18 protein-coding genes are annotated in these 20,211 nt (G+C 51.3%); 14 read left to right on the top strand and 4 right to left on the bottom strand.

Annotated elements, in window-relative coordinates; translation table 11 throughout:
• Positions 1–10 precede the first annotated feature (10 nt).
• Entirely contained in the window at positions 11–1,261 is a 1,251-nt protein-coding gene (locus M977_RS04280; RefSeq protein WP_064512526.1) for a NupC/NupG family nucleoside CNT transporter, read from the top strand.
• 35 nt (positions 1,262–1,296) lie between these two features.
• Here the strand turns inward: M977_RS04280 and M977_RS04275 are convergent, their stop codons facing one another.
• From M977_RS04275 to M977_RS04265, 3 genes are all read right to left on the bottom strand, one after another.
• Entirely contained in the window at positions 1,297–2,391 is a 1,095-nt protein-coding gene (locus M977_RS04275; protein ID WP_064512524.1) for a sugar kinase, read from the bottom strand.
• Between the two features lie 2 nt (positions 2,392–2,393).
• A complete protein-coding gene (gene nfo / locus M977_RS04270; protein ID WP_064512821.1) occupies positions 2,394–3,251 on the bottom strand; it encodes a deoxyribonuclease IV in 858 nt (285 codons plus the stop codon).
• Positions 3,252–3,328: 77 nt separating this feature from the next.
• Complete coding sequence (locus tag M977_RS04265) at positions 3,329–4,378, bottom strand: YeiH family protein (RefSeq protein WP_064512522.1); 1,050 nt, start codon at positions 4,376–4,378, stop codon at positions 3,329–3,331.
• A 157-nt stretch (positions 4,379–4,535) separates the two neighbouring features.
• On the opposite strand from M977_RS04265, the gene yieE reads away from it, so the two are divergent.
• The 4 genes from yieE (at position 4,536) to M977_RS04245 (ending at position 9,050) form a co-directional block, all read left to right on the top strand.
• On the top strand, positions 4,536–5,402 hold the full coding sequence (yieE, locus tag M977_RS04260; RefSeq protein ID WP_064512520.1) for a DNA-binding transcriptional regulator YeiE: 867 nt from the start codon (positions 4,536–4,538) through the stop codon (positions 5,400–5,402).
• Positions 5,403–5,472: 70 nt separating this feature from the next.
• The gene (locus M977_RS04255; RefSeq protein WP_064512518.1) at positions 5,473–6,024 is read left to right on the top strand and encodes a hypothetical protein; all 552 of its coding nucleotides are present in this window, start codon (positions 5,473–5,475) and stop codon (positions 6,022–6,024) included.
• A gap of 239 nt (positions 6,025–6,263) precedes the next feature.
• Positions 6,264–7,373 (top strand): SDR family oxidoreductase, encoded by a 1,110-nt coding sequence (locus tag M977_RS04250; RefSeq protein WP_064512516.1) that lies wholly within the window; start codon positions 6,264–6,266, stop codon positions 7,371–7,373.
• 207 nt (positions 7,374–7,580) lie between these two features.
• Entirely contained in the window at positions 7,581–9,050 is a 1,470-nt protein-coding gene (locus M977_RS04245) for an amino acid permease (RefSeq protein WP_064512514.1), read from the top strand.
• Between the two features lie 56 nt (positions 9,051–9,106).
• Here M977_RS04245 and M977_RS04240 read toward each other — a convergent pair whose 3' ends face one another.
• Positions 9,107–9,916: an IclR family transcriptional regulator gene (locus M977_RS04240; protein ID WP_064512512.1), complete on the bottom strand. Its 810-nt coding sequence runs from the start codon at positions 9,914–9,916 to the stop codon at positions 9,107–9,109.
• A gap of 228 nt (positions 9,917–10,144) precedes the next feature.
• On the opposite strand from M977_RS04240, the gene yiaK reads away from it, so the two are divergent.
• From yiaK to cirA, 9 genes are all read left to right on the top strand, one after another.
• Complete coding sequence (gene yiaK, locus M977_RS04235) at positions 10,145–11,143, top strand: 3-dehydro-L-gulonate 2-dehydrogenase (protein WP_064512510.1); 999 nt, start codon at positions 10,145–10,147, stop codon at positions 11,141–11,143.
• Between the two features lie 11 nt (positions 11,144–11,154).
• A complete protein-coding gene (locus tag M977_RS04230; RefSeq protein WP_064512507.1) occupies positions 11,155–11,619 on the top strand; it encodes a NanQ anomerase/TabA/YiaL family protein in 465 nt (154 codons plus the stop codon).
• 19 nt (positions 11,620–11,638) lie between these two features.
• Positions 11,639–12,562, top strand: a complete 924-nt coding sequence (locus M977_RS04225; protein ID WP_064512503.1) for a DUF4862 family protein — start codon at positions 11,639–11,641, stop codon at positions 12,560–12,562.
• Between the two features lie 95 nt (positions 12,563–12,657).
• Entirely contained in the window at positions 12,658–13,980 is a 1,323-nt protein-coding gene (locus M977_RS04220) for an MFS transporter (protein ID WP_064512501.1), read from the top strand.
• Between the two features lie 98 nt (positions 13,981–14,078).
• On the top strand, positions 14,079–15,596 hold the full coding sequence (locus tag M977_RS04215) for an FGGY-family carbohydrate kinase (RefSeq protein WP_064512498.1): 1,518 nt from the start codon (positions 14,079–14,081) through the stop codon (positions 15,594–15,596).
• Positions 15,593–16,252, top strand: coding sequence for a 3-keto-L-gulonate-6-phosphate decarboxylase UlaD (gene ulaD / locus M977_RS04210; RefSeq protein ID WP_064512496.1), 660 nt, complete (start codon positions 15,593–15,595; stop codon positions 16,250–16,252). The genes M977_RS04215 and ulaD overlap by 4 nt, the downstream gene beginning before the upstream one ends.
• The gene (locus M977_RS04205) at positions 16,249–17,109 is read left to right on the top strand and encodes an L-ribulose-5-phosphate 3-epimerase (RefSeq protein WP_064512494.1); all 861 of its coding nucleotides are present in this window, start codon (positions 16,249–16,251) and stop codon (positions 17,107–17,109) included. Before ulaD ends, M977_RS04205 begins: the two co-directional genes overlap by 4 nt.
• Positions 17,103–17,798 (top strand): L-ribulose-5-phosphate 4-epimerase, encoded by a 696-nt coding sequence (araD, locus tag M977_RS04200; RefSeq protein ID WP_064512492.1) that lies wholly within the window; start codon positions 17,103–17,105, stop codon positions 17,796–17,798. Before M977_RS04205 ends, araD begins: the two co-directional genes overlap by 7 nt.
• A gap of 221 nt (positions 17,799–18,019) precedes the next feature.
• A complete protein-coding gene (gene cirA, locus M977_RS04195; protein ID WP_064512491.1) occupies positions 18,020–19,990 on the top strand; it encodes a catecholate siderophore receptor CirA in 1,971 nt (656 codons plus the stop codon).
• Positions 19,991–20,211: the final 221 nt, after the last annotated feature.

Below are 20,211 nucleotides of genomic sequence, written 5' to 3'. Positions count from 1 at the left end.
GAAAATCATTATGGACATAATGAGAAGTGTTCTGGGTATGGCGGTATTACTGGCAATCGCATTTCTGCTGTCAGTAAATAAAAAACGTATCAGCTTGCGTACCGTTGGCGCGGCGTTATTACTGCAAATCGCCATTGGCGGCATCATGCTCTATTTTCCTCCGGGGAAATGGCTTGTTGAACAGGCAGCACTCGGTGTGCACAAAGTGATGTCCTACAGTGATGCCGGTAGCGCATTTATCTTTGGTTCACTGGTGGGACCAAAAATGGATGTACTGTTTGACGGCGCCGGATTTATCTTTGCCTTCCGTGTATTGCCTGCCATCATTTTTGTTACCGCGCTTATCAGTTTGCTCTACTACATTGGCGTAATGGGGCTGCTAATCCGTGTGCTTGGCGGTATTTTCCAAAAAGCGCTGAACATCAGTAAGATCGAATCATTCGTTGCCGTCACCACCATCTTCCTCGGGCAAAACGAGATCCCGGCTATCGTGAAACCTTTCATCGATCGCCTTAACCGCAATGAACTGTTTACCGCAATCTGTAGTGGGATGGCCTCTATTGCTGGCTCAATGATGATTGGCTATGCCGGAATGGGCGTGCCGATCGATTATCTGCTGGCGGCGTCTTTGATGGCAATCCCAGGCGGCATACTGTTCGCCCGAATGTTGAGCCCGGCCACAGAAGCATCTCAGGTAACCTTTGAGAACCTGTCATTCACTGAAACACCGCCAAAAAGCATTATTGAAGCGGCGGCAAGTGGGGCGATGACCGGGCTGAAAATCGCAGCAGGTGTGGCGACGGTTGTCATGGCCTTTGTCGCTATTATCGCGATGATCAATGGCATTATCGGCGGCATTGGCGGCTGGTTTGGCTTTGGACATGCCACACTTGAAGGAATCTTTGGCTATCTTCTTGCCCCGCTGGCCTGGCTCATGGGCGTAGACTGGAGTGAAGCGACGCTGGCTGGAAGCCTGATTGGTCAGAAGCTGGCCATTAACGAGTTTGTTGCGTATCTCAACTTCTCTCCGTATCTGCAAACTGCCGGTACCCTGGATGTAAAAACGATCGCAATCATCTCTTTTGCGCTCTGTGGCTTTGCAAACTTTGGCTCTATCGGTGTGGTGGTTGGTGCGTTTTCAGCAATTGCACCAAAGCGTGCGCCAGAAATTGCGCAGTTGGGAGTGAGAGCACTGGCCGCAGCTACGCTCTCTAACCTGATGAGCGCCACCATTGCCGGTTTCTTTATTGGTCTGGCATAACATCGATGCGTGCCAGTGGCGACTGGCACGCTACATCATGCTTTCGTGGTTTGTAACAGGTAAAGCGCGTTATCGGCGGAAAGTGTTGGGTTATTTATGCTAATGCTGGCGCGTGATAATGCCGCGCAGGCCATCGCAAAATTTGCGCTATCGCGAAAATCGCTCCCTTCCAGAAAACTGTAAATCAGACCTGCCATAAAGCCGTCATCGGCACCAAAGCTGTCAACCACCGGATGTGCAGGACGGGAAAGTAAGAATTGCTCACCGTTGTGCTCACTACAAAAGACAGACTCATCTTCAAGGCAAACAAAGATTTGCTGCACACCTTGCTGATGCAGGGCATTCACCGCCTGTAGGCGGTCTGCGTCTGAATTTATTGGCTGGCCCCACAGAATCTCCAGCTCTTTTTGCGTGGTTTTCAGGGTATGAATACGCGAATACCAAGTCTTGATTTTTGCCGCTTTGAACTCAGAAACGGTGTCGATAAAGACAGGAATATTATCAGCAATGGTAAAGACCCACTCAATGGCTTCCGGCGTCAGGTTGCAATCCGCCAGCACCACACCGGAGTGGCGAATCAAATCTCGCGAGCTATTAAGCAATTGCGGCGTGAGTTGTTGCAGAATGTGGGTGTCGTTAATCGCCAGCACCGTTTTTTCTTGCTGATTGGCGATGGACAGATAGGTTGAGGTGTTATGCCCATGCAGGCGGATACAGCTGGAGACATTGACACCCGCCTGGCGAGTCTGTTCCAGCAGCGTTTCTCCGTAAAAATCGCTGCCTACTGCTGAGATCAAATGGACATCACGACCCAGCAGCGCCAGGTTATGTGCAATATTGCGGCCCACGCCACCTGCCGAGCAGTGAATGCTGCCAGGGTTGGAGGCCGCCTGCGGATAATGAATATCCGCAACACCACGAATATCCATATTGATCGCGCCGACGACTACGCAATACGCTTGCTCGGTAAGGATATAGCCCTTGCCCTTAATCATCCCTTTACGCATCAAATCCATAATGTGGGCTGCAACGCGTGAACGGCTGATTTGCAAAATATCAGCAATTTCATTTTGCTGAATAAGCGGATTGCGACGCAGAATTTTGAGTATCTGCTTTTCCCTGTCGTTCATGGTTATGCAACCGCCTTTTCAGTTTGTTGAGCTTTCAACCAGGCTATCTCTTCAGCCCAGATATCTGGGTTCGTCGTCTCCAGAATTAGCGGAATCCCATCGAAACGGTTATCACGCATGATCCAGGCAAACGGCGTGTGGCCAATATTGCCTTCACCCAGACTGTTATGGCGGTCGACACGGCTCCCAAAAGCACTTTTCGCGTCATTAAGGTGCATGCCACATAAATATTCGAACCCAACAATTCTCTCGAATTCTGCGAAGGTATTTTCGCAGTCTTCTTCGGTTCGCAGGTCATAACCCGCTGCAAAGGCGTGGCAGGTATCAATACACACACCGACTCGGGATTTGTCTTCTACGCCATCAATAATTGCGGCCAGATGCTCGAAACGAAAACCGAGATTACTGCCCTGGCCCGCTGTGTTTTCAATCACCGCAGTCACGCCTTCGGTTTTATCCAGCGCGATGTTTATCGACTGAGCAATGCGGGCAAGGCACTCTTCTTCAGGGATTTGCATCAGGTGACTGCCGGGGTGGAAGTTCAGCAGCGTTAAGCCCAGCTGCATGCAACGTTCCATCTCATCAATAAAGGCTTCGCGGGATTTTTCCAGCGCTTCCTCAACCGGATGGCCAAGGTTAATGAGATAGCTGTCGTGAGGGAGGATTTGTCCCGGCCCGTAATGATACTTTTCACAGGCTCGTTTGAAATTGCTGATAACTTCGTCAGTAAGCGGAGCTGCACGCCACTGGCGTTGGTTTTTGGTGAACAGGGCAAAAGCAGTGGCTTCGAGTTCGTGCGCGCGAATTGCGGCATTTTCCAGACCACCTGCAGCACTGACATGTGCGCCAATAAACTTCATCATTCTTACTCCTGTCAAAACCCGCTATCGGGAAACGGACAATGATAGCGGGTTAGACAGGAATTTTCCGTACCTCTTTATGCCATCAGGTGATGGATACCAAGGTTAATTGCGCCACCGCCAACGATCAGCCAGAGAAATAGCACTAGAGCCATCAGCAGCGGGCGTACACCAGCTTTTTTCAGCGCGCTGAAGTGAGTGGTTAAACCCAGAGCCGCCATCGCCATTGCTAGCAAGAAAGTATCCAGTGTTATCAAAGCATTGACCGCCCAAGCTGGCAGTAAGTGCAGTGAGTTAAACATCGCAACCACAATAAACAGCACCGCAAACCATGGAATGGTGATTTTGCTTTTCTGCGCCTGGCCTGCCGGAGCCAGTTGTTTGACGCGAGCTGCCAGGAAAATCAGGAATGGAGCCAGCATCATTACGCGCAGCATTTTCGCAATTACCGCCGCGTTTTCAGTTTCAGGGCTGATGGCATGCCCTGCGGCAACCACTTGAGCGACTTCATGCATCGTTGAACCGGTATAAATCCCAAAGGTTTCTGGCGTGAACCATTGTGTAACGTACGGATAAATCATTGGATAAATGAAGATCGCAAGCGTGCCAAAAATCACCACCGTTGCGACCGCTACGGTTACTTTGCTGGCTTCGGCTTTCACAACCGGCTCGGTTGCCAGAATCGCCGCAGCACCGCAAATACTGCTACCGGCGCCAATTAACCAGCTGGTTTGTTTATCCAGACCAAACACTTTCTGACCCAGCCAGCAGGCGAGGGCGAAGGTGCTGGTTAATGTCAGAACATCAATAATGACACCGCTGGCGCCGACATCCGCAATCTGAGAAAACGTCAGTCGAAAGCCATATAAAATGATCCCAAGACGCAACAGATGTTGCTTGGCAAACAGTACACCGCCATCACAGTGTTGCCAGATTTTCGGGTAAAGCGTGTTGCCAATCACCATGCCGCACAGAATCGCGAGTGTTAATGCACCCAGGCCGAGGCCCGCAACGGAAGGAATGTTACCCAACCAAAGCGCCAGAGCCGTAATACTGGCAGCAAGAGCAAGACCTGGCAGAAAATGCCACAATGTATGTCGATGATCGGGAATTGATAGCGTAGCCATAACCTTCTCCTTTATGTACCCGTCATAGTTCAAGCTGCAGCTTTCCTGTAACTCGAACTGTCCTGGCTGTTGGCAAAAGAGTAAGGCCTGCTGGCTTAAAAATAAAATTGATTATATATTTATAATCAATCTGAATAAGTGTTAAGGCGTGTCCACTATGCATATCACACTGCGGCAACTTGAAGTCTTCGCTGAAGTTCTCAAAAGCGGCTCTACTACACAGGCATCGCAAATGCTGGCGTTGTCTCAGTCTGCGGTAAGTGCGGCGCTGTCCGATCTTGAAGGGCAGTTAGGCGTGCAATTGTTCGATAGGGTAGGCAAACGCCTGGTTGTTAATGAACATGGCCGTTTGCTGTATCCGCGCGTGGTGGGTTTGCTTGAGCAGGCAATAGAAGTCGAACAACTGTTTAAAGAGGATAACGGTGCCATTCGCGTTTATGCCAGCAGCACTATAGGCAATTATATTCTGCCGGAAATGATTGCTCATTATCGCCGCGATTTTCCAAATCTCCCGCTGGAAATGAGCGTTGGCAACAGTCAGGATGTGATTAACGCTGTTGCCGACTTCCGGGTTGATATTGGTCTGATTGAAGGGCCGAGCCATATGACAGAATTGGTGACCGAGCCCTGGCTGGAAGATGAGCTCGTCGTATTTTCGCCACCAAGCGCACCTTTATTGCAGCAGCCGGTCACTCTGGAAAGTCTTGCACAGCAGCAGTGGATCCTGCGCGAAAAAGGTTCTGGTACACGTGAAATTGTCGATTACTTGCTACTTTCTCATCTGCCGCAATTTCATCTCGGTATGGAATTGGGAAATTCGGAAGCCATTAAACATGCGGTGCGCCATGGTCTTGGCATCAGTTGCCTGTCGCGAAGGGTGATTGCGGAACAACTGGAAACTGGCTCGCTGGTGGAAGTGCCAGTACCGTTGCCGCGCCTGGTGCGTACTTTGTATCGGATTCACCATCGTCAGAAACATATTTCTAATGCCTTACAGCGTTTTTTAAAATATTGCGATGAGTAGCAGGCTAGCTGGATTCACAGGTGTTGTTTACAAGGCGTCCTTGTTTAAAATCAATTAAGACTTTGCTGTTTTGGGTATCCTGCTGCTCAGCAAACAGGCTGTTACCACCCTTATAGACGTCAGAGATTATGAATCAATGGATGTTAAAGAAATTGCATCAGCTCGCTACACCGACAACCTGAATCTTTATCGACTCTGTGCAAACTGTGCCGCAATTTTAACCATTGTTGTTGGCACGGGATTTTTACTGCTTGATATCGTTACAGTACACGGCATTGCAATGCAGTGGGTGATGTTGGGGGCCGCAGTAGGCACCACAATTTTATTGATTGGGAGGCGTTACTTTCCTCGATTTTGTTCAGCCTGTTTGCTGGCAAAGTTTCACTTTTCTAATGCCTATTTTGCCTGGAAAGGGCTTGATATCAGCCCTTGGTTTACGCTAATCAGCTCCACCTTTTTCTGCATGGGTTTTGTTGAATCGGTGCAGTCTATGCGGATTAAAAAGGGGCTGAATTCATTTTGGTTTGCGCAGCCACGTGTACTACCAACCATGCTAATTATTTTGACTGGCACTCTTTTGGCTATGATTTCTAGCGGTTACATATATAAACTCATTTTTTAATAAAATAAATTATACAATTGTTGTTAATTTAAAGTTGCCTGCTTGGTCTCGCAAGACATTAATAAATTATAAAATCAATATACCGTATTTAAACGGAGTTAATTTGTGATTTTATAAATTAATCATGAATACAGTAAGTTACAAATAAAATTCAACCCTGCTTTTTGTTATTGTTTTTATTGATGCGCTGTTTATAAATCGCCACGTAGTATGGCGTTTTTAAATCCAGAGTTTCTAAAATGAGCAATTTATTGATTACCGGAGCCACAGGTTTTCTGGGTGGTGCTGTATTAGCTCGAGCGCTTTCTGATTCTTCAATTAACTCATACTTGTTATTAGTAAGGGCTAACTCGCCTAAAGAAGGTGTCGTTAGGGTCAGGAATAACCTTGCTAAGTTTGGTTGCAGTGAAGCCTTACTTAATAAAATTAATGAAGAAAACATATTACTCGGTGATTTAGCTGCTTCAGAAGATTTTTTGGATGATGCCAGGCTCTCTTTTGTAACCCACGTGATCAACTCCGCCGCTGTCGCTTCATTTGGTGATAATGCGCTGATCTGGAAAGTGAACGTTGAAGGTACACTTAAATTCGTCAAACGGATGGCGGATGTGTCGGGTTTGGTCCGTTTTGTACATGTGGGAACCGCAATGTCATGTGTACCGGATGCAGGGACGCTGGTAACAGAAAGCATGGCGCGCAAGCCTGAAGAAGAGCATTTGGTTCAATATACGTGGTCTAAATCCACCATTGAGCAATTGATGGTAGAACATTGCCCGCAACTGCCTTTAGTTATTGCTCGCCCTTCAATTGTGGTAGGGCACAGTGAAGAAGGTTGCCGTCCATCCAGCAGCATTTTCTGGGTATTCCGCATGGTGCTGATGCTTGGGAAGTTCATGTGTTCAATGGAAGATAAAATCGATGTTATTCCTGTGGATTACTGTGCTGAGGCACTTTTGTTATTAACAAAACGCTCAAAGCTAACCGAAAGGGTTTATCACATATCAGCGGGTGACACAGGTAGTACTCAGTTTGTCGAAATAGATAAAGCGATGGCCGCGGCACTCAATCAAAAACCTATCTATTCTACTTATCAGCAAGTGGATTACAGCGAGTTGGTAAAAGAACGCAGAGATTTCAAAACAATTTACGGCCCCTGTAATGAAAGGCTGATGCTAAGAGCAATGCGTTTATATGGTGAATTTTCTAGGCTGAATGTGCGTTTCTCGAATAAGAAACTGTTGGATTTAGGTATGTCACCGCCGCCGCGTTTTGTCGATTACATCAACCGCTGTGTTGAAACGACACGTGATGTCACTATCCCCGAATTAATGAAGGTCGATTTTAAATAGCAGTAACTTCTATTACCTGCAGGGGAAGGGACTCCCACATCTCATTCAAATGTCGAAAAAAACCTCTCACAGACTCCCTGGTATAAGTGCGTTACTTATAATCCACCGCCGATTATGAAGCTCTCTTATAACAGCGTATTTCTACTATAAGTCTGACTCTGGTTTGCTACAATCTCGCCTCATTTTTTGGACGGACCGCAATTTTCTATGGTTTCTCAAGATAAAACAACACAAGCGCCTGGCTTACGCCGTGAGTTAAAAGCGCGCCACTTAACGATGATCGCCATCGGCGGTTCCATCGGTACTGGGCTATTTGTTGCCTCTGGTGCAACCATTTCTCAAGCGGGCCCTGGCGGCGCGTTGCTCTCCTACATGCTGATTGGTCTGATGGTGTACTTCCTGATGACAAGTTTGGGTGAGCTTGCGGCATATATGCCGGTTTCGGGCTCTTTTGCTACTTACGGGCAACAATACGTTGAAGAAGGCTTCGGTTTCGCGCTGGGCTGGAACTACTGGTACAACTGGGCGGTAACTATCGCGGTTGACCTGGTCGCATCACAACTGGTGATGAACTACTGGTTCCCTGATACCCCTGGCTGGATCTGGAGTGCACTGTTCCTCGGCATCATGTTCTTGCTGAACTACATCTCCGTTAAAGGTTTTGGTGAAGCAGAATATTGGTTCTCACTGATTAAAGTTGTCACCGTTGTCATCTTTATCATTGTCGGTGTGATGATGATCCTCGGCATCTTTAAAGGTGCACAACCTGCTGGCTGGAGCAACTGGGCAATTGGTGATGCACCGTTTGCTGGTGGATTCTCCGCGATGATTGGTGTCGCGATGATAGTCGGATTCTCATTCCAGGGGACTGAGCTTATCGGTGTGGCTGCGGGCGAATCTGAAGATCCAGGCAAAAACATCCCACGTGCTGTGCGTCAGGTGTTCTGGCGTATCCTGCTGTTCTATGTGTTCGCGATTCTGATTATCAGCCTGATCATTCCTTATACCGATCCGAGCCTGCTGCGTAACGATGTAAAAGACATCGGCGTGAGCCCGTTCACGCTGGTCTTCGAGCATGCGGGTCTGCTGTCTGCGGCGGCTGTAATGAATGCGGTTATTCTGACGGCGGTGCTTTCGGCGGGTAACTCCGGGATGTACGCCTCAACGCGCATGCTTTACACCCTGGCGTGCGACGGCAAAGCGCCACGCATTTTCTCTAAGCTTTCCCGTGGCGGCGTGCCGCGTAATGCGCTGTACGCCACTACCGTGGTGGCGGGCCTGTGCTTCCTGACATCAATGTTCGGGAACCAGACCGTTTACCTGTGGTTGCTGAATACTTCCGGTATGACCGGCTTCATTGCCTGGCTGGGGATTGCCATCAGCCACTACCGTTTCCGCCGTGGTTATGTGAAGCAAGGTCTTGATCTTAATGACCTGCCGTATGTATCTGGCTTCTTCCCGCTGGGGCCAATCTTTGCTTTCGTCCTGTGCCTGATTATTACTTTGGGTCAGAACTACGAAGCATTCCTGGCAGACAAAATTGACTGGGCCGGCGTGACCGCGACGTACATCGGTATCCCGCTGTTCCTGGCGATTTGGCTGGGTTACAAAATCACTAAAGGAACGCGTTTCGTGAAATACAGCGAAATGACCTTCCCGAAAACCTTTAAAAATTAATATGCAAAGGGCGCGATGATCGCGCCCTTTTGCTCTGTGTTATCCCTGAATCAGGGTCAGGCATTCAGCCCCAATTCTCGGGAAATCGCTGCGGCGGTTTCTTGCAGCGGCTTAAGCAATTTCTTCTCACCCACCTGGCGCAGTTTGGCCGTTGAAAGCGAAATCGAAATCGAATAACTCACGCGATGGTGAATATCAAACACCGGCACCGCGATGCACGAAACGCCCAACTCATTCTCTTCTGCGTCCATCGCCATTTTTTGCTCGCGAATCTGCTCCAACTCCTGATACATCCGCTCCAGGCTGGTGATGGTATTGCGCGTCAGGGGTTGGATCTCATCCTGATGTGTTTGCCAGTAATTTTCGACATATTCCGCGTGACCAAAGGCCATATAAATCTTACCCATTGCCGAGCAGTACAGCGGCATATGCTGGCCGATATATGCCCGGGTACGCAGCATTCCGGTAGTCGGCTCCAGCTTATAAATCAAAATTGCATGATCGTCTTCACGGCTCGAGAAGTTCACCGTTTCACCGGTAACGATGTTCAGCGTTTCCAGATGCGGGGCGGCGACGTGAATGATATTTAATGAGGAAAGCGCCTTTTGCCCGACCGAAATAAATTTTGTCGTCAGACGGTAACTTCCTGCTGCAGGCGCTGGCGTCACGTATCCGCAGGACTGTAGCCCCTGTAACAGTCGATGCACGGTACTTTTATTCAACTCAGCCAGCTCAGATAAATGCGCCAGCGGGCAACCGTTGGGGTAGTTGCTGAGGATCTCAATAAGCTGTAGGCCACGGAATAAACTCTGGCTGCCAGCCGGTCTGTCCTTCTCTTTGCTCACATCGCTTTCTTTATCGCTCATCTCTTCCTTCCCGTAATTTCGCCGCGCATTGATGGTAGCGCAAAGTGTGTTTCAGTTCACGATCTCAACACGTAAATATTAACACATTGATTTAAATGATTTTTAAAAAACGCTCCTGCTTTGACTTGTTAAAAATTGAACTGTATATTTTTGAAATCAGATTTCGCATAGTGAAATATGCAGATCTAAAATCACTCACATTGATGGTGAGAAAACCGGGAGTCAGGCATGAAAGTGACCTTTGAGCAGTTAAAGCAGGAATTCGAAAGAGTATTGCTGGCGCGAGGCGTGGAGCCGCAAACCGCCGCCGAGTGCGCGCAGATGTTTGCCCAGACCACTGAATCGGGCGTCTATTCCCACGGCGTTAACCGTTTCCCGCGCTTCATTCAGCAGTTGGATAATGGCGATATTATTCCTGAAGCCAAACCGACCTGCGTGACCCGTCTTGGGGCAATCGAACAGTGGGATGCGCATCGCTCGATTGGTAATCTGACGGCAAAGAAAATGATGGATCGCGCCATTTCGCTGGCCTCCGATCACGGTATTGGCCTGGTGGCGCTGCGTAATGCAAACCACTGGATGCGCGGGGGCAGTTACGGCTGGCAGGCGGCGGAGCAGGGCTACATTGGAATTTGCTGGACCAACTCTATTGCCGTCATGCCACCGTGGGGCGCAAAAGAGTGCCGTATCGGAACCAACCCGCTGATTGTCGCGATCCCAGGGGAACCTATCACCATGGTGGATATGTCGATGTCGATGTTCTCCTACGGCATGCTGGAAGTGAACCGTCTGGCAGGGCGCCAGCTTCCGGTTGATGGCGGCTTTGATGACGAAGGCAACCTCACGCGCGAGCCGGGAATCGTTGAGAAAAACCGCCGCATCTTACCGATGGGATACTGGAAAGGCTCCGGTTTGTCGATTGTGCTCGATATGATTGCCACGCTGCTTTCCAACGGCGCATCCGTGGCCGAAGTCACCGAAGACAACAGCGACGAATATGGAATTTCGCAGATATTTATCGCCATTGAAGTGGATAAACTCATCGACGGCCCAACGCGTGATGCCAAACTGCAACGCATTGTGGATTACGTCACCAGCGCCGAACGGGCGAATCCTGACGAAGCGGTACGTTTGCCTGGCCATGAATTTACCCGCATCCTTGCCGAAAACCGTCGCGATGGCATCACCATTGATGACAGCGTCTGGGCGAGAATTAAAGCGCTGTAGCGGAGAACACCATGATTTTTGGACATATTGCTCATAAAAATCCCTGCGTTTTGCCATCCGCTATCACACAGGCGCTGGAGTTTTTGCGTACCACGGATTTTCGCGCGGTTGAACCTGGGGTTATCGAAATAAAGGGGCGTGATATTTACGCCCAAATACTGGATTTAACCACTTGCCCGGCGCAAGACAATTTACCGGAAGTTCATCGTCGATATATTGATATTCAGTTTCTGGCATGGGGGGAAGAGATTATTGGTGTGGCTGCGGATAACGGCGAAAACATTATTGCGGTACCTTACCAGGAAGAGCGCGATATTCTTTTTTACCAGAACATGGCCGGGGAATCTTTTTTAACCCTGTCACCGGGAAATTATGCCATATTTTTCCCGCAGGATGTTCACCGTCCCGCATGTAATAAAAATAAAGAAACGCAAATAAGAAAGGTGGTCGTGAAAGTTGCTTTAAAAGAGCTTTAATTCATTTAAGGGACACATAATGAAAGAGAATAACGCCGGTTTTATTATTGGCGCGTACCCCTGCGCACCTTCGTTTCACCAGTCAGGGGAAGAAAAGGAAACACAATTCTGGCGCAAATTAGCCGATGTGCCAGGTATTCGCGGGCTGGAACAACCTTGCCTTGAGCATTTACATCCTTATGGCGATGAGTATCTGTTTAAACATACGCCGGATGACTGGCAAATTGTGGTGACAGCCATAATGGAAACCATGCGCCGCAGAGGGGCTAACGGTGGATTTGGCCTGGCATCAACCGATGAAGCCCAGCGCAAAAGCTGCGTGGAGTACTATCGCCACGTGTGGGAAAAAATTAGCCGTACTAACGACCGGTTTGCTAAACAAAAAGTGATTGCGCTGGAGATACAGGCGGCGCCCGCTATCGGTAATCCGTCTGTGACGCAAGCGGCTGAACGTTTTGCGCAATCTTTAACAGAACTGCAAAGCTGGGACTGGCCCTGTGAGTTGGTGATTGAACATTGCGATGCGATGACTCAGCCGGATGCACGCAAGGGTTTTTTGCCCCTTGAGCAGGAACTGAAAAGTGACCTGGGAATTTGCCTGAACTGGGCCAGATCGGCCATTGAAGGCCGCAACACGGCGCTTCCTCTGGAACACGCGCGGCTTTGCCAGCAAACCGGGAAGCTGGCGGGGCTGATGTTTTCTGGCACCGCGCTAAATGGCCCGTACGGCGAATGGCAAGATTCACACGCTCCGTTCTCCACATTCACTGATGAAAGCTTGTTGACGGTAGAGATTGCCAGGGAAATGTTGAGTGTTTCTCCGCTGGAATCGTTTAAATTCATTGGTATTAAATTATTAGAAATAAACCCAGAAGCCTCTGTTGAACATCGGGTGGCTATTTTAGCTGACGGGATTTCTGCATTACGTAGCGCATTAACATAATTATAAATATTCATTATTCGACGAGCTAAGAAAAAACCGTTCCTTTTTTATTGAAGGACACGCTAGATCCCATTTTTTATTATCGAGAATAATTTATGAACGCTAACTCTGTGACCCAAACAAATGATATTCCACGAAGCCGTTGGCTGAGGATAATTCCACCCATTTTAATCACCTGTATTATTTCCTATATGGATCGGGTGAATATTGCTTTCGCCATGCCGGGTGGGATGGACAGTGATTTAGGTATTTCCGCCACCATGGCGGGCCTTGCGGGCGGCATCTTCTTTATTGGTTATTTATTCCTCCAGGTTCCCGGTGGGAAAATTGCCGTTCACGGCAGCGGCAAAAAGTTTATCGGCTGGTCGCTGGTGGCGTGGGTGATTATTTCCATCCTCACCGGCTTGATTACTAATCAATACCAACTGTTATTTTTACGCTTCGCACTGGGTGTCGCGGAAGGGGGCATGCTGCCGGTGGTGCTGACGATGATCAGCAACTGGTTCCCGGATGCCGAACGTGGGCGCGCTAACGCAATTGTGATCATGTTCGTGCCCATCGCCGGGATTATCACGGCGCCGCTTTCCGGCTGGATTATTTCAGCGATGGACTGGCGCTGGCTGTTCATTATCGAAGGTTTGCTCTCGGCGGTAGTCCTGGTGTTGTGGTCGCTGACCGTTTGTGACCGCCCGCAAGAAGCTCGCTGGATAGATGAGCGTGAGAAAAAGTGGCTGATCGACACGCTTAACGCTGAACAAAAACAGCTGGCGAAAACGGCGGTGAAGAATGCGTCACTCAGCGCGGTGCTTTCTGACCGCACCATGTGGCAACTCATCGCGCTCAACTTCTTCTACCAGACCGGCATTTACGGCTACACCCTTTGGCTGCCGACCATCCTTAAAGAATTGACCCACAGCACCATGGGGCAGGTTGGCATGTTAGCGATTCTGCCGTATGTCGGCGCGATGGCGGGCATGTTTATTTTCTCCACGCTTTCTGACCGCACAGGCAAGCGCAAATTGTTCGTCGCTCTGCCGCTGATGGGCTTCGCGTTCTGCATGTTTATGTCCGTGGTTCTCAAAGAACACATCTGGCTTTCTTATGCTGCCCTGGTGGGTTGCGGAGTCTTTTTACAATCTGCCGCTGGCGTGTTCTGGACGATACCTGCCCGCCTGTTTAGCGCGGAAATGGCCGGTGGGGCGCGGGGGGTGATCAACGCCCTGGGTAATCTCGGCGGGTTCTGCGGTCCGTATGCCGTCGGCTTGTTGATTACTTTCTACAGCAAAGATGCGGGCGTTTATTGCCTGGCGGTTTCACTGGCGATTGCCTCGTTACTGGCGCTGATGTTACCGGCGAAATGTGATGCGCCGAGCAGCAGCAGTCTGCCTGAGCCAGATGGCCGCTTAACGACGCACTGAGTGTTTGTCAGATGACGCTGCCGCCCTACGAATGCGAGTTGTAGGGGGGATAAGCGCAGCGTCATCCACCATCAGGTTTGCACTGAAGAGAGAAAACAATGAAACAACCATTCTGGCTGGGCATCGACTGCGGCGGCACCTATCTCAAAGCAGGGTTGTACGACCAGCAGGGCCGGGAGTTCGCCATTCAGCGCCAGGCGTTAGTCACTGTGGGCGAGAAACCCGGCTGGGCTGAACGCGACATGCCAGGGCTTTGGCAAACGTGTGCCGACACGATTGCCACTTTGCTCACGCGTTGCGCCATCAGCGGCAATCAGGTTAAAGGCATCGGCATTTCAGCTCAGGGCAAGGGTCTGTTTTTGCTGGATAAAAATGACCAGCCTTTGGGGCCTGCGATGCTCTCTTCCGACAGGCGCGCGCTGAATATTGTCAGTGACTGGCAGCGGGACAAGATCCCCGAACTGCTTTACCCGCACACGCGCCAGACCTTGTGGACCGGGCATCCGGTTTCATTGCTGCGCTGGGTAAAGCAGCACCAGCCGGAACGTTACTCGCAAATTGGCACGGTGATGATGGCGCATGACTATCTGCGCTGGTGCCTGACGGGCATGAAAGGCTGCGAAGAGAGCAATATTTCCGAGTCCAATCTCTACAACATGAATCAGGGGACGTATGACCCGCAACTGTTGTCGTGGCTGGGCATTGAAGAGGTTTTTCCGGCGCTACCTCCGGTGGTCGGTTCAAGCCAAATTTGCGGGGAAATCACGGCGGACGTGGCGGCCATAACCGGTCTGGTGGCGGGTACGCCCGTTGTCGGCGGCCTGTTCGACGTGGTTTCTACCGCATTGTGCGCGGGTCTGCATGATGACACGGCGCTCAATGCGGTGATGGGAACCTGGGCCGTTACCAGCGGCATTGCTCATGGAATCAGCGACCAGGAACCTCATCCTTATGTTTACGGGCGCTTCGTGTCACCCGGTCAGTTCATTGTTCACGAAGCCAGCCCCACGTCGTCGGCCAACCTCGAATGGCTGACGGCCCAGTGCGGAGATCTGAGTTTTGATGACATCAACCGCGCGGTTTCTGCCTTGCCGAAAGCCGGGAGTGACGTCCTGTTTCTGCCGTTTTTATACGGCAGTAACGCCGGGTTAGAAATGACCAGCGGCTTTTATGGCTTGCAGTCGGCGCACCATCGCGGGCACCTGTTACAGGCCGTTTATGAGGGCGTGGTGTTCAGCCACATGACGCACCTTAACCGGATACGCCAGCGGTTTAGCCATGCCAAAACCCTGCGCGTGACCGGCGGGCCGGCGCATTCCGACGTCTGGATGCAGATGCTGGCGGATGTCAGCGGCCTGGCGGTGGAACTGCCGCAGGTTGAAGAAACCGGTTGTCTGGGTGCGGCGCTTGCCGCCCTGGTTGGCACCGGCGTGTTCGCCAGTTTCACCCAGGCGCAGCAGCAGCTTACACATGCCACGCGGGTAATTCATCCCGATCCCGCCGCCTGGCAGGTCTACCAAACCAAATATCAACAATATCAGTTACTGATTGAAGCGCTCCAGGGCTTTCATGCCCGTTGCGCGTTGCTGAATAACACCAGGGAATACCCATTATGAGCCGTCCATTATTACAACTCGCCCTTGATTACAGCGAGCTTCAACCGGCATTGCGCGATGCTGCTTTGCTAAGTGATAGCGTCGATATTATCGAAGCGGGAACGCTTTTGTGTCTGACCGAAGGGCTGGAGGCGTTGCGCCAGCTACGCAAACTGTGCCCGCAGAAACTGATTGTTGCCGACTGGAAAGTGGCCGACGCGGGAGAAACACTCGCGGAGCAAGCGTTTAATGCTGGCGCTAACTGGATGACGGTAATTTGTGCCGCCCCGCTGGCAACGGTGGAAAAAGCTCACCAGGTCGCGGTAGCGCGGGGCGGTGAAATCCAGATTGAGCTGTTTGGCAACTGGACGTTTGACGACGCGCGAGCCTGGTACAAAACCGGCATCCGCCAGGCGATTTATCACCGTGGGCGCGATGCTCAGGCCAGCGGCCAAACCTGGGGGGCTGAAGATTTAGCGCGGATGAAAGTGCTGTCGGATATCGGGCTGGAGTTATCCATCACCGGGGGCATCACACCCGCCGATTTACCGCTGTTCCGCGATATCAACGTGAAGGCGTTTATCGCCGGGCGCGCACTTTCTGGCGCGGCTAATCCGCAACAGGTTGCGCAAGATTTCCATACGCAAATCCGCGCTATCTGGGGAGCAAAAGCATGAGAGTTCATCCGTTAGGGATTTACGAAAAAGCGTTGCCTAAACACCTTTCCTGGCCGGAGCGCCTGGCGCTGGCAAAAAGCTGCGGTTTTGATTTTGTCGAAATGTCGCTTGATGAAACCGACGAACGCCTCGCGCGCCTGGAGTGGAGCACCACGCAACGAGCATCGCTGGTGGAAGCGATGCTGGAAAGCGGCGTCACGATCCCGTCGATGTGCCTGTCTGCGCATCGCCGTTTCCCGTTCGGCAGCCACGATGAAGCCGTGCGCGAGCGGGCGCGTGAGGTGATGAGTAAGGCCATCAAACTGGCGCGGGATTTAGGTATTCGCACCATCCAACTGGCGGGTTACGACGTCTATTACGAAGAGCGCGACGAAGGTACACAACAGCGCTTTGCCGAAGGTCTGGCGTGGGCGGTGGAGCAGGCGGCAGGCGCTCAGGTGATGCTGGCGGTCGAAATTATGGATACCGAATTTATGAATTCGATAACCAAATGGAAGAAGTGGGACAAGTTGCTGTCGTCGCCGTGGTTCAGCGTTTACCCGGATGTCGGCAATCTGAGCGCCTGGGGCAATGACGTGCAGGCGGAATTAACCCTCGGCATCGACCGCATCGCCGCCATTCATCTCAAAGACACGCAGCGCGTAACCGAAACCTGCGCCGGGCAATTCCGCGATGTGCCGTTTGGCGAAGGGTGTGTCGATTTTGTTGGCGTGTTCCGCACGTTAAAACAGCTTAATTATCGCGGCGCGTTTTTGGTGGAAATGTGGACGGAAAAAGCCAAAGAGCCGGTGCTGGAAATTATTGAAGCGCGGCGCTGGATTGAACAACGTATGCAGGAAGGGGGATTCGTATGTTAGAGCAGCTAAAACAGCAGGTACTGGAGGCGAATCTCGCTTTGCCGGCGCATCATCTGGTGACTTTTACCTGGGGCAACGTCAGCGCCATCGACCGCGAGCGGGGCCTGGTGGTGATTAAACCGTCGGGCGTGGAATACGACGGTATGCGCGCTGAAGATATGGTGGTGGTGGACTTGCACAGCGGCGAAGTGGTGGAAGGGCGCAAAAAACCGTCTTCTGATACCGCAACCCATCTGGCGCTGTATCGCCGTTTCCCTGGCATTGGCGGCATCGTCCACACCCATTCGCGTCACGCGACTATCTGGGCACAGGCCGGGCGTGATTTGCCCGCCTGGGGCACCACGCATGCGGACTATTTCTACGGCACCATTCCGTGCACGCGCTTAATGACGCAGGAAGAAATCGCCGGGGAATATGAACATCAGACCGGCGAAGTGATTATTCAGACCTTTGTTGAGCGGGACATCGACCCGTTACAGGTTCCGGCGGTGCTGGTGAATGCTCACGGCCCGTTTGCCTGGGGAAAAGATGCGGCAGATGCGGTGCATAACGCGGTAGTGCTGGAGGAGTGCGCTTATATGGGGCTGTTTTCAACTCAATTAACGCCGCAGCTCGGCAATATGCAGCCGCAATTACTCGATAAACACTATCTGCGTAAGCACGGCAAAAGCGCCTATTACGGTCAATAAATAAAACACCTTTCTCCTGAGTGGCATGGCGAATATTACAATTTTTAACAATTTGATTGATAACTATTCTCGTTTATCTTATGGTGTCGCCACGTTTTACCCCGGCTGGAAGTCGGCGAGTAAACGTGCAGTCGCCTGCCAATGCAGCAGGCGTCGCATCAGGAATGTGAGCGCAATCTATTGGTTAAGTATTGTTTGCCATTCACCTCATGGAGAAAGGAATGTTAAGGTTGAATCCCATCGTCCGGGGAGGACTTTGCGCGTCAATAATCAGTGCTGCGTATCCCGCTATCGCCTCTGAGTACGAAGACACCGTGGTTGTCACCGCGTCTGCGAGTGAGCAGAACCTCAAAGATGCGCCCGCCAGTATTAGCGTTATCACTCAGGAAGACCTGAAAAAGAAACCAATCCAGAACCTGAAAGATGTCCTGCAGGAAGTCCCTGGTGTGCAACTCACTAACGAAGGGGATAACCGCCAGGGCGTGAGTATTCGTGGCCTGGACAGCAGCTACACGCTGATCCTGGTGGATGGCAAGCGCGTGAACTCGCGCAATGCCGTCTTCCGCCACAACGATTTCGATCTTAACTGGATCCCGGTCGATGCCATTGAACGTATCGAAGTGGTGCGCGGGCCGATGTCCTCGCTCTACGGTTCCGATGCCCTGGGCGGCGTGGTTAACATTATTACCCGTAAAGTCGGTAAGGCCTGGCACGGCACGGTGACGGCGGATACCACCCTTCAGGAAAAACGCGATCGCGGTGATTCTTACAACAGCAATTTCTTCGTCAGCGGCCCGATCGTTGATGATCTGCTTGGGGTGAAGGTTTACGGTAACCTCGGCAAGCGTGAAAAAGATAAGCAAGAACCTTCCAGTACCAGCGCCACGGGTGAAACGCCACGCATTGAAGGCTTCACCACGCGCAGCGGCAGCGCTGAATTTGCTCTCACGCCAGCTGAAAATCAGGATATGACGTTTGGTTACGGTTTTGACCGCCAGGACCGAGATTCTGACTCCCTGAATAAAAACCGCATGGAGCGCCAGGATTACGCAATTTCCCACAATGGACGTTGGGATTACGGCAATACCGAACTGCGTTTCTACGGCGACAAAATTGATAACCTCAATCCGGGCAACAGCTCGCCAATCACCTCGCGCAATAACAGCCTCGACGGCAAACTGGTGTTGCCGTTAGGCGAAATCAACCAGTTGCTGACCTTCGGGGGGGAATGGCGTCACGATAAACTGACTGACCCGGTTAACCTGACCGGCGGCAGCAGTTCTGAAACTTCTGCCAGCCAGTACGCGCTGTTCCTCGAAGATGAATGGCGGATTTTCGAACCGCTGGCGCTGACTACCGGCATCCGTATGGATGACCACGAAACCTACGGCGACCACTGGAGCCCGCGTGCCTATCTGGTATACAGCGCGACAGATACCGTGACGGTCAAAGGCGGCTGGGCGACGGCGTTTAAAGCGCCTTCTTTATTACAGTTAAGCCCGGACTGGACCAGCAACTCCTGCCGTGGCTCGTGTAAGATTGTCGGCAGCCCGGATCTGAAACCGGAAACCAGCGAAAGCTTCGAGCTGGGGCTGTACTACGCGGGCGACGAAGGTCTGCTGGACGGCGTGAGCGGCAGTATCACCACCTTCCAGAACAACCTGGAAGATATGATTGATATCAACCGGACGTCTAACCGCGCGCAAGCCCCGTCCTACTCTAACTTTGTGGGTTTTGACAGTGCGGGCAACCCAATCTTCAAATACTACAACGTCAACAAAGCGCGTATTCGCGGCGTGGAAACCGAAGTGAAGGTGCCGTTTAGCGATCGGTGGAAATTGACGCTGAACTACACCTATAACGATGGACGAGATTTGAGTAGCGGCGGCAATAAACCGCTGTCGTCTCTGCCATTCCATACAGCCAACGGTACCCTGGACTGGGTGCCGCTGGATGACTGGTCATTCTACGTTTCCGCCAACTATACCGGCGAGCAGCGTGCCACAACCAGCAGCGAGCCAACGCCTGGCGGCTATGTGGTGTGGAATACCGGTGCTGCGTGGAAGGTGACGAAGAGCGTTAAGTTACGTGCCGGGGTAATGAACCTGGGTGATAAAGATCTGAGTCGTGACGATTACAGTTACAACGAAGATGGTCGTCGTTACTTTATGGCGGTGGATTACGGGTTCTGAGTGTTTGGACTCACCCAGGCCCCCTTGTCAGGGTGAGATCTGTAAGATGAGATGTTTTTCCGTTCACCCGAACGTCTGACGGCTTCTGTAACCGTTGTTAACGGTGAACGTATCAAGGAGAGAACGCCCTCTCCTTGATAATCCTGGCGCCCGGTCATTAAATTGCCGCTGCGCGGTAAACCCCAGCTTATCCCCAACGTTCAGGGTCGTTCGCGATTCGT

The organism is Buttiauxella gaviniae ATCC 51604 (assembly GCF_001654835.1).
GTDB classification, from domain to species: Bacteria; Pseudomonadota; Gammaproteobacteria; order Enterobacterales; family Enterobacteriaceae; genus Buttiauxella; species Buttiauxella gaviniae.
Note: the sequence above shows the minus strand (reverse complement) of the source record. Positions and strands in the feature narration are given on the sequence as shown.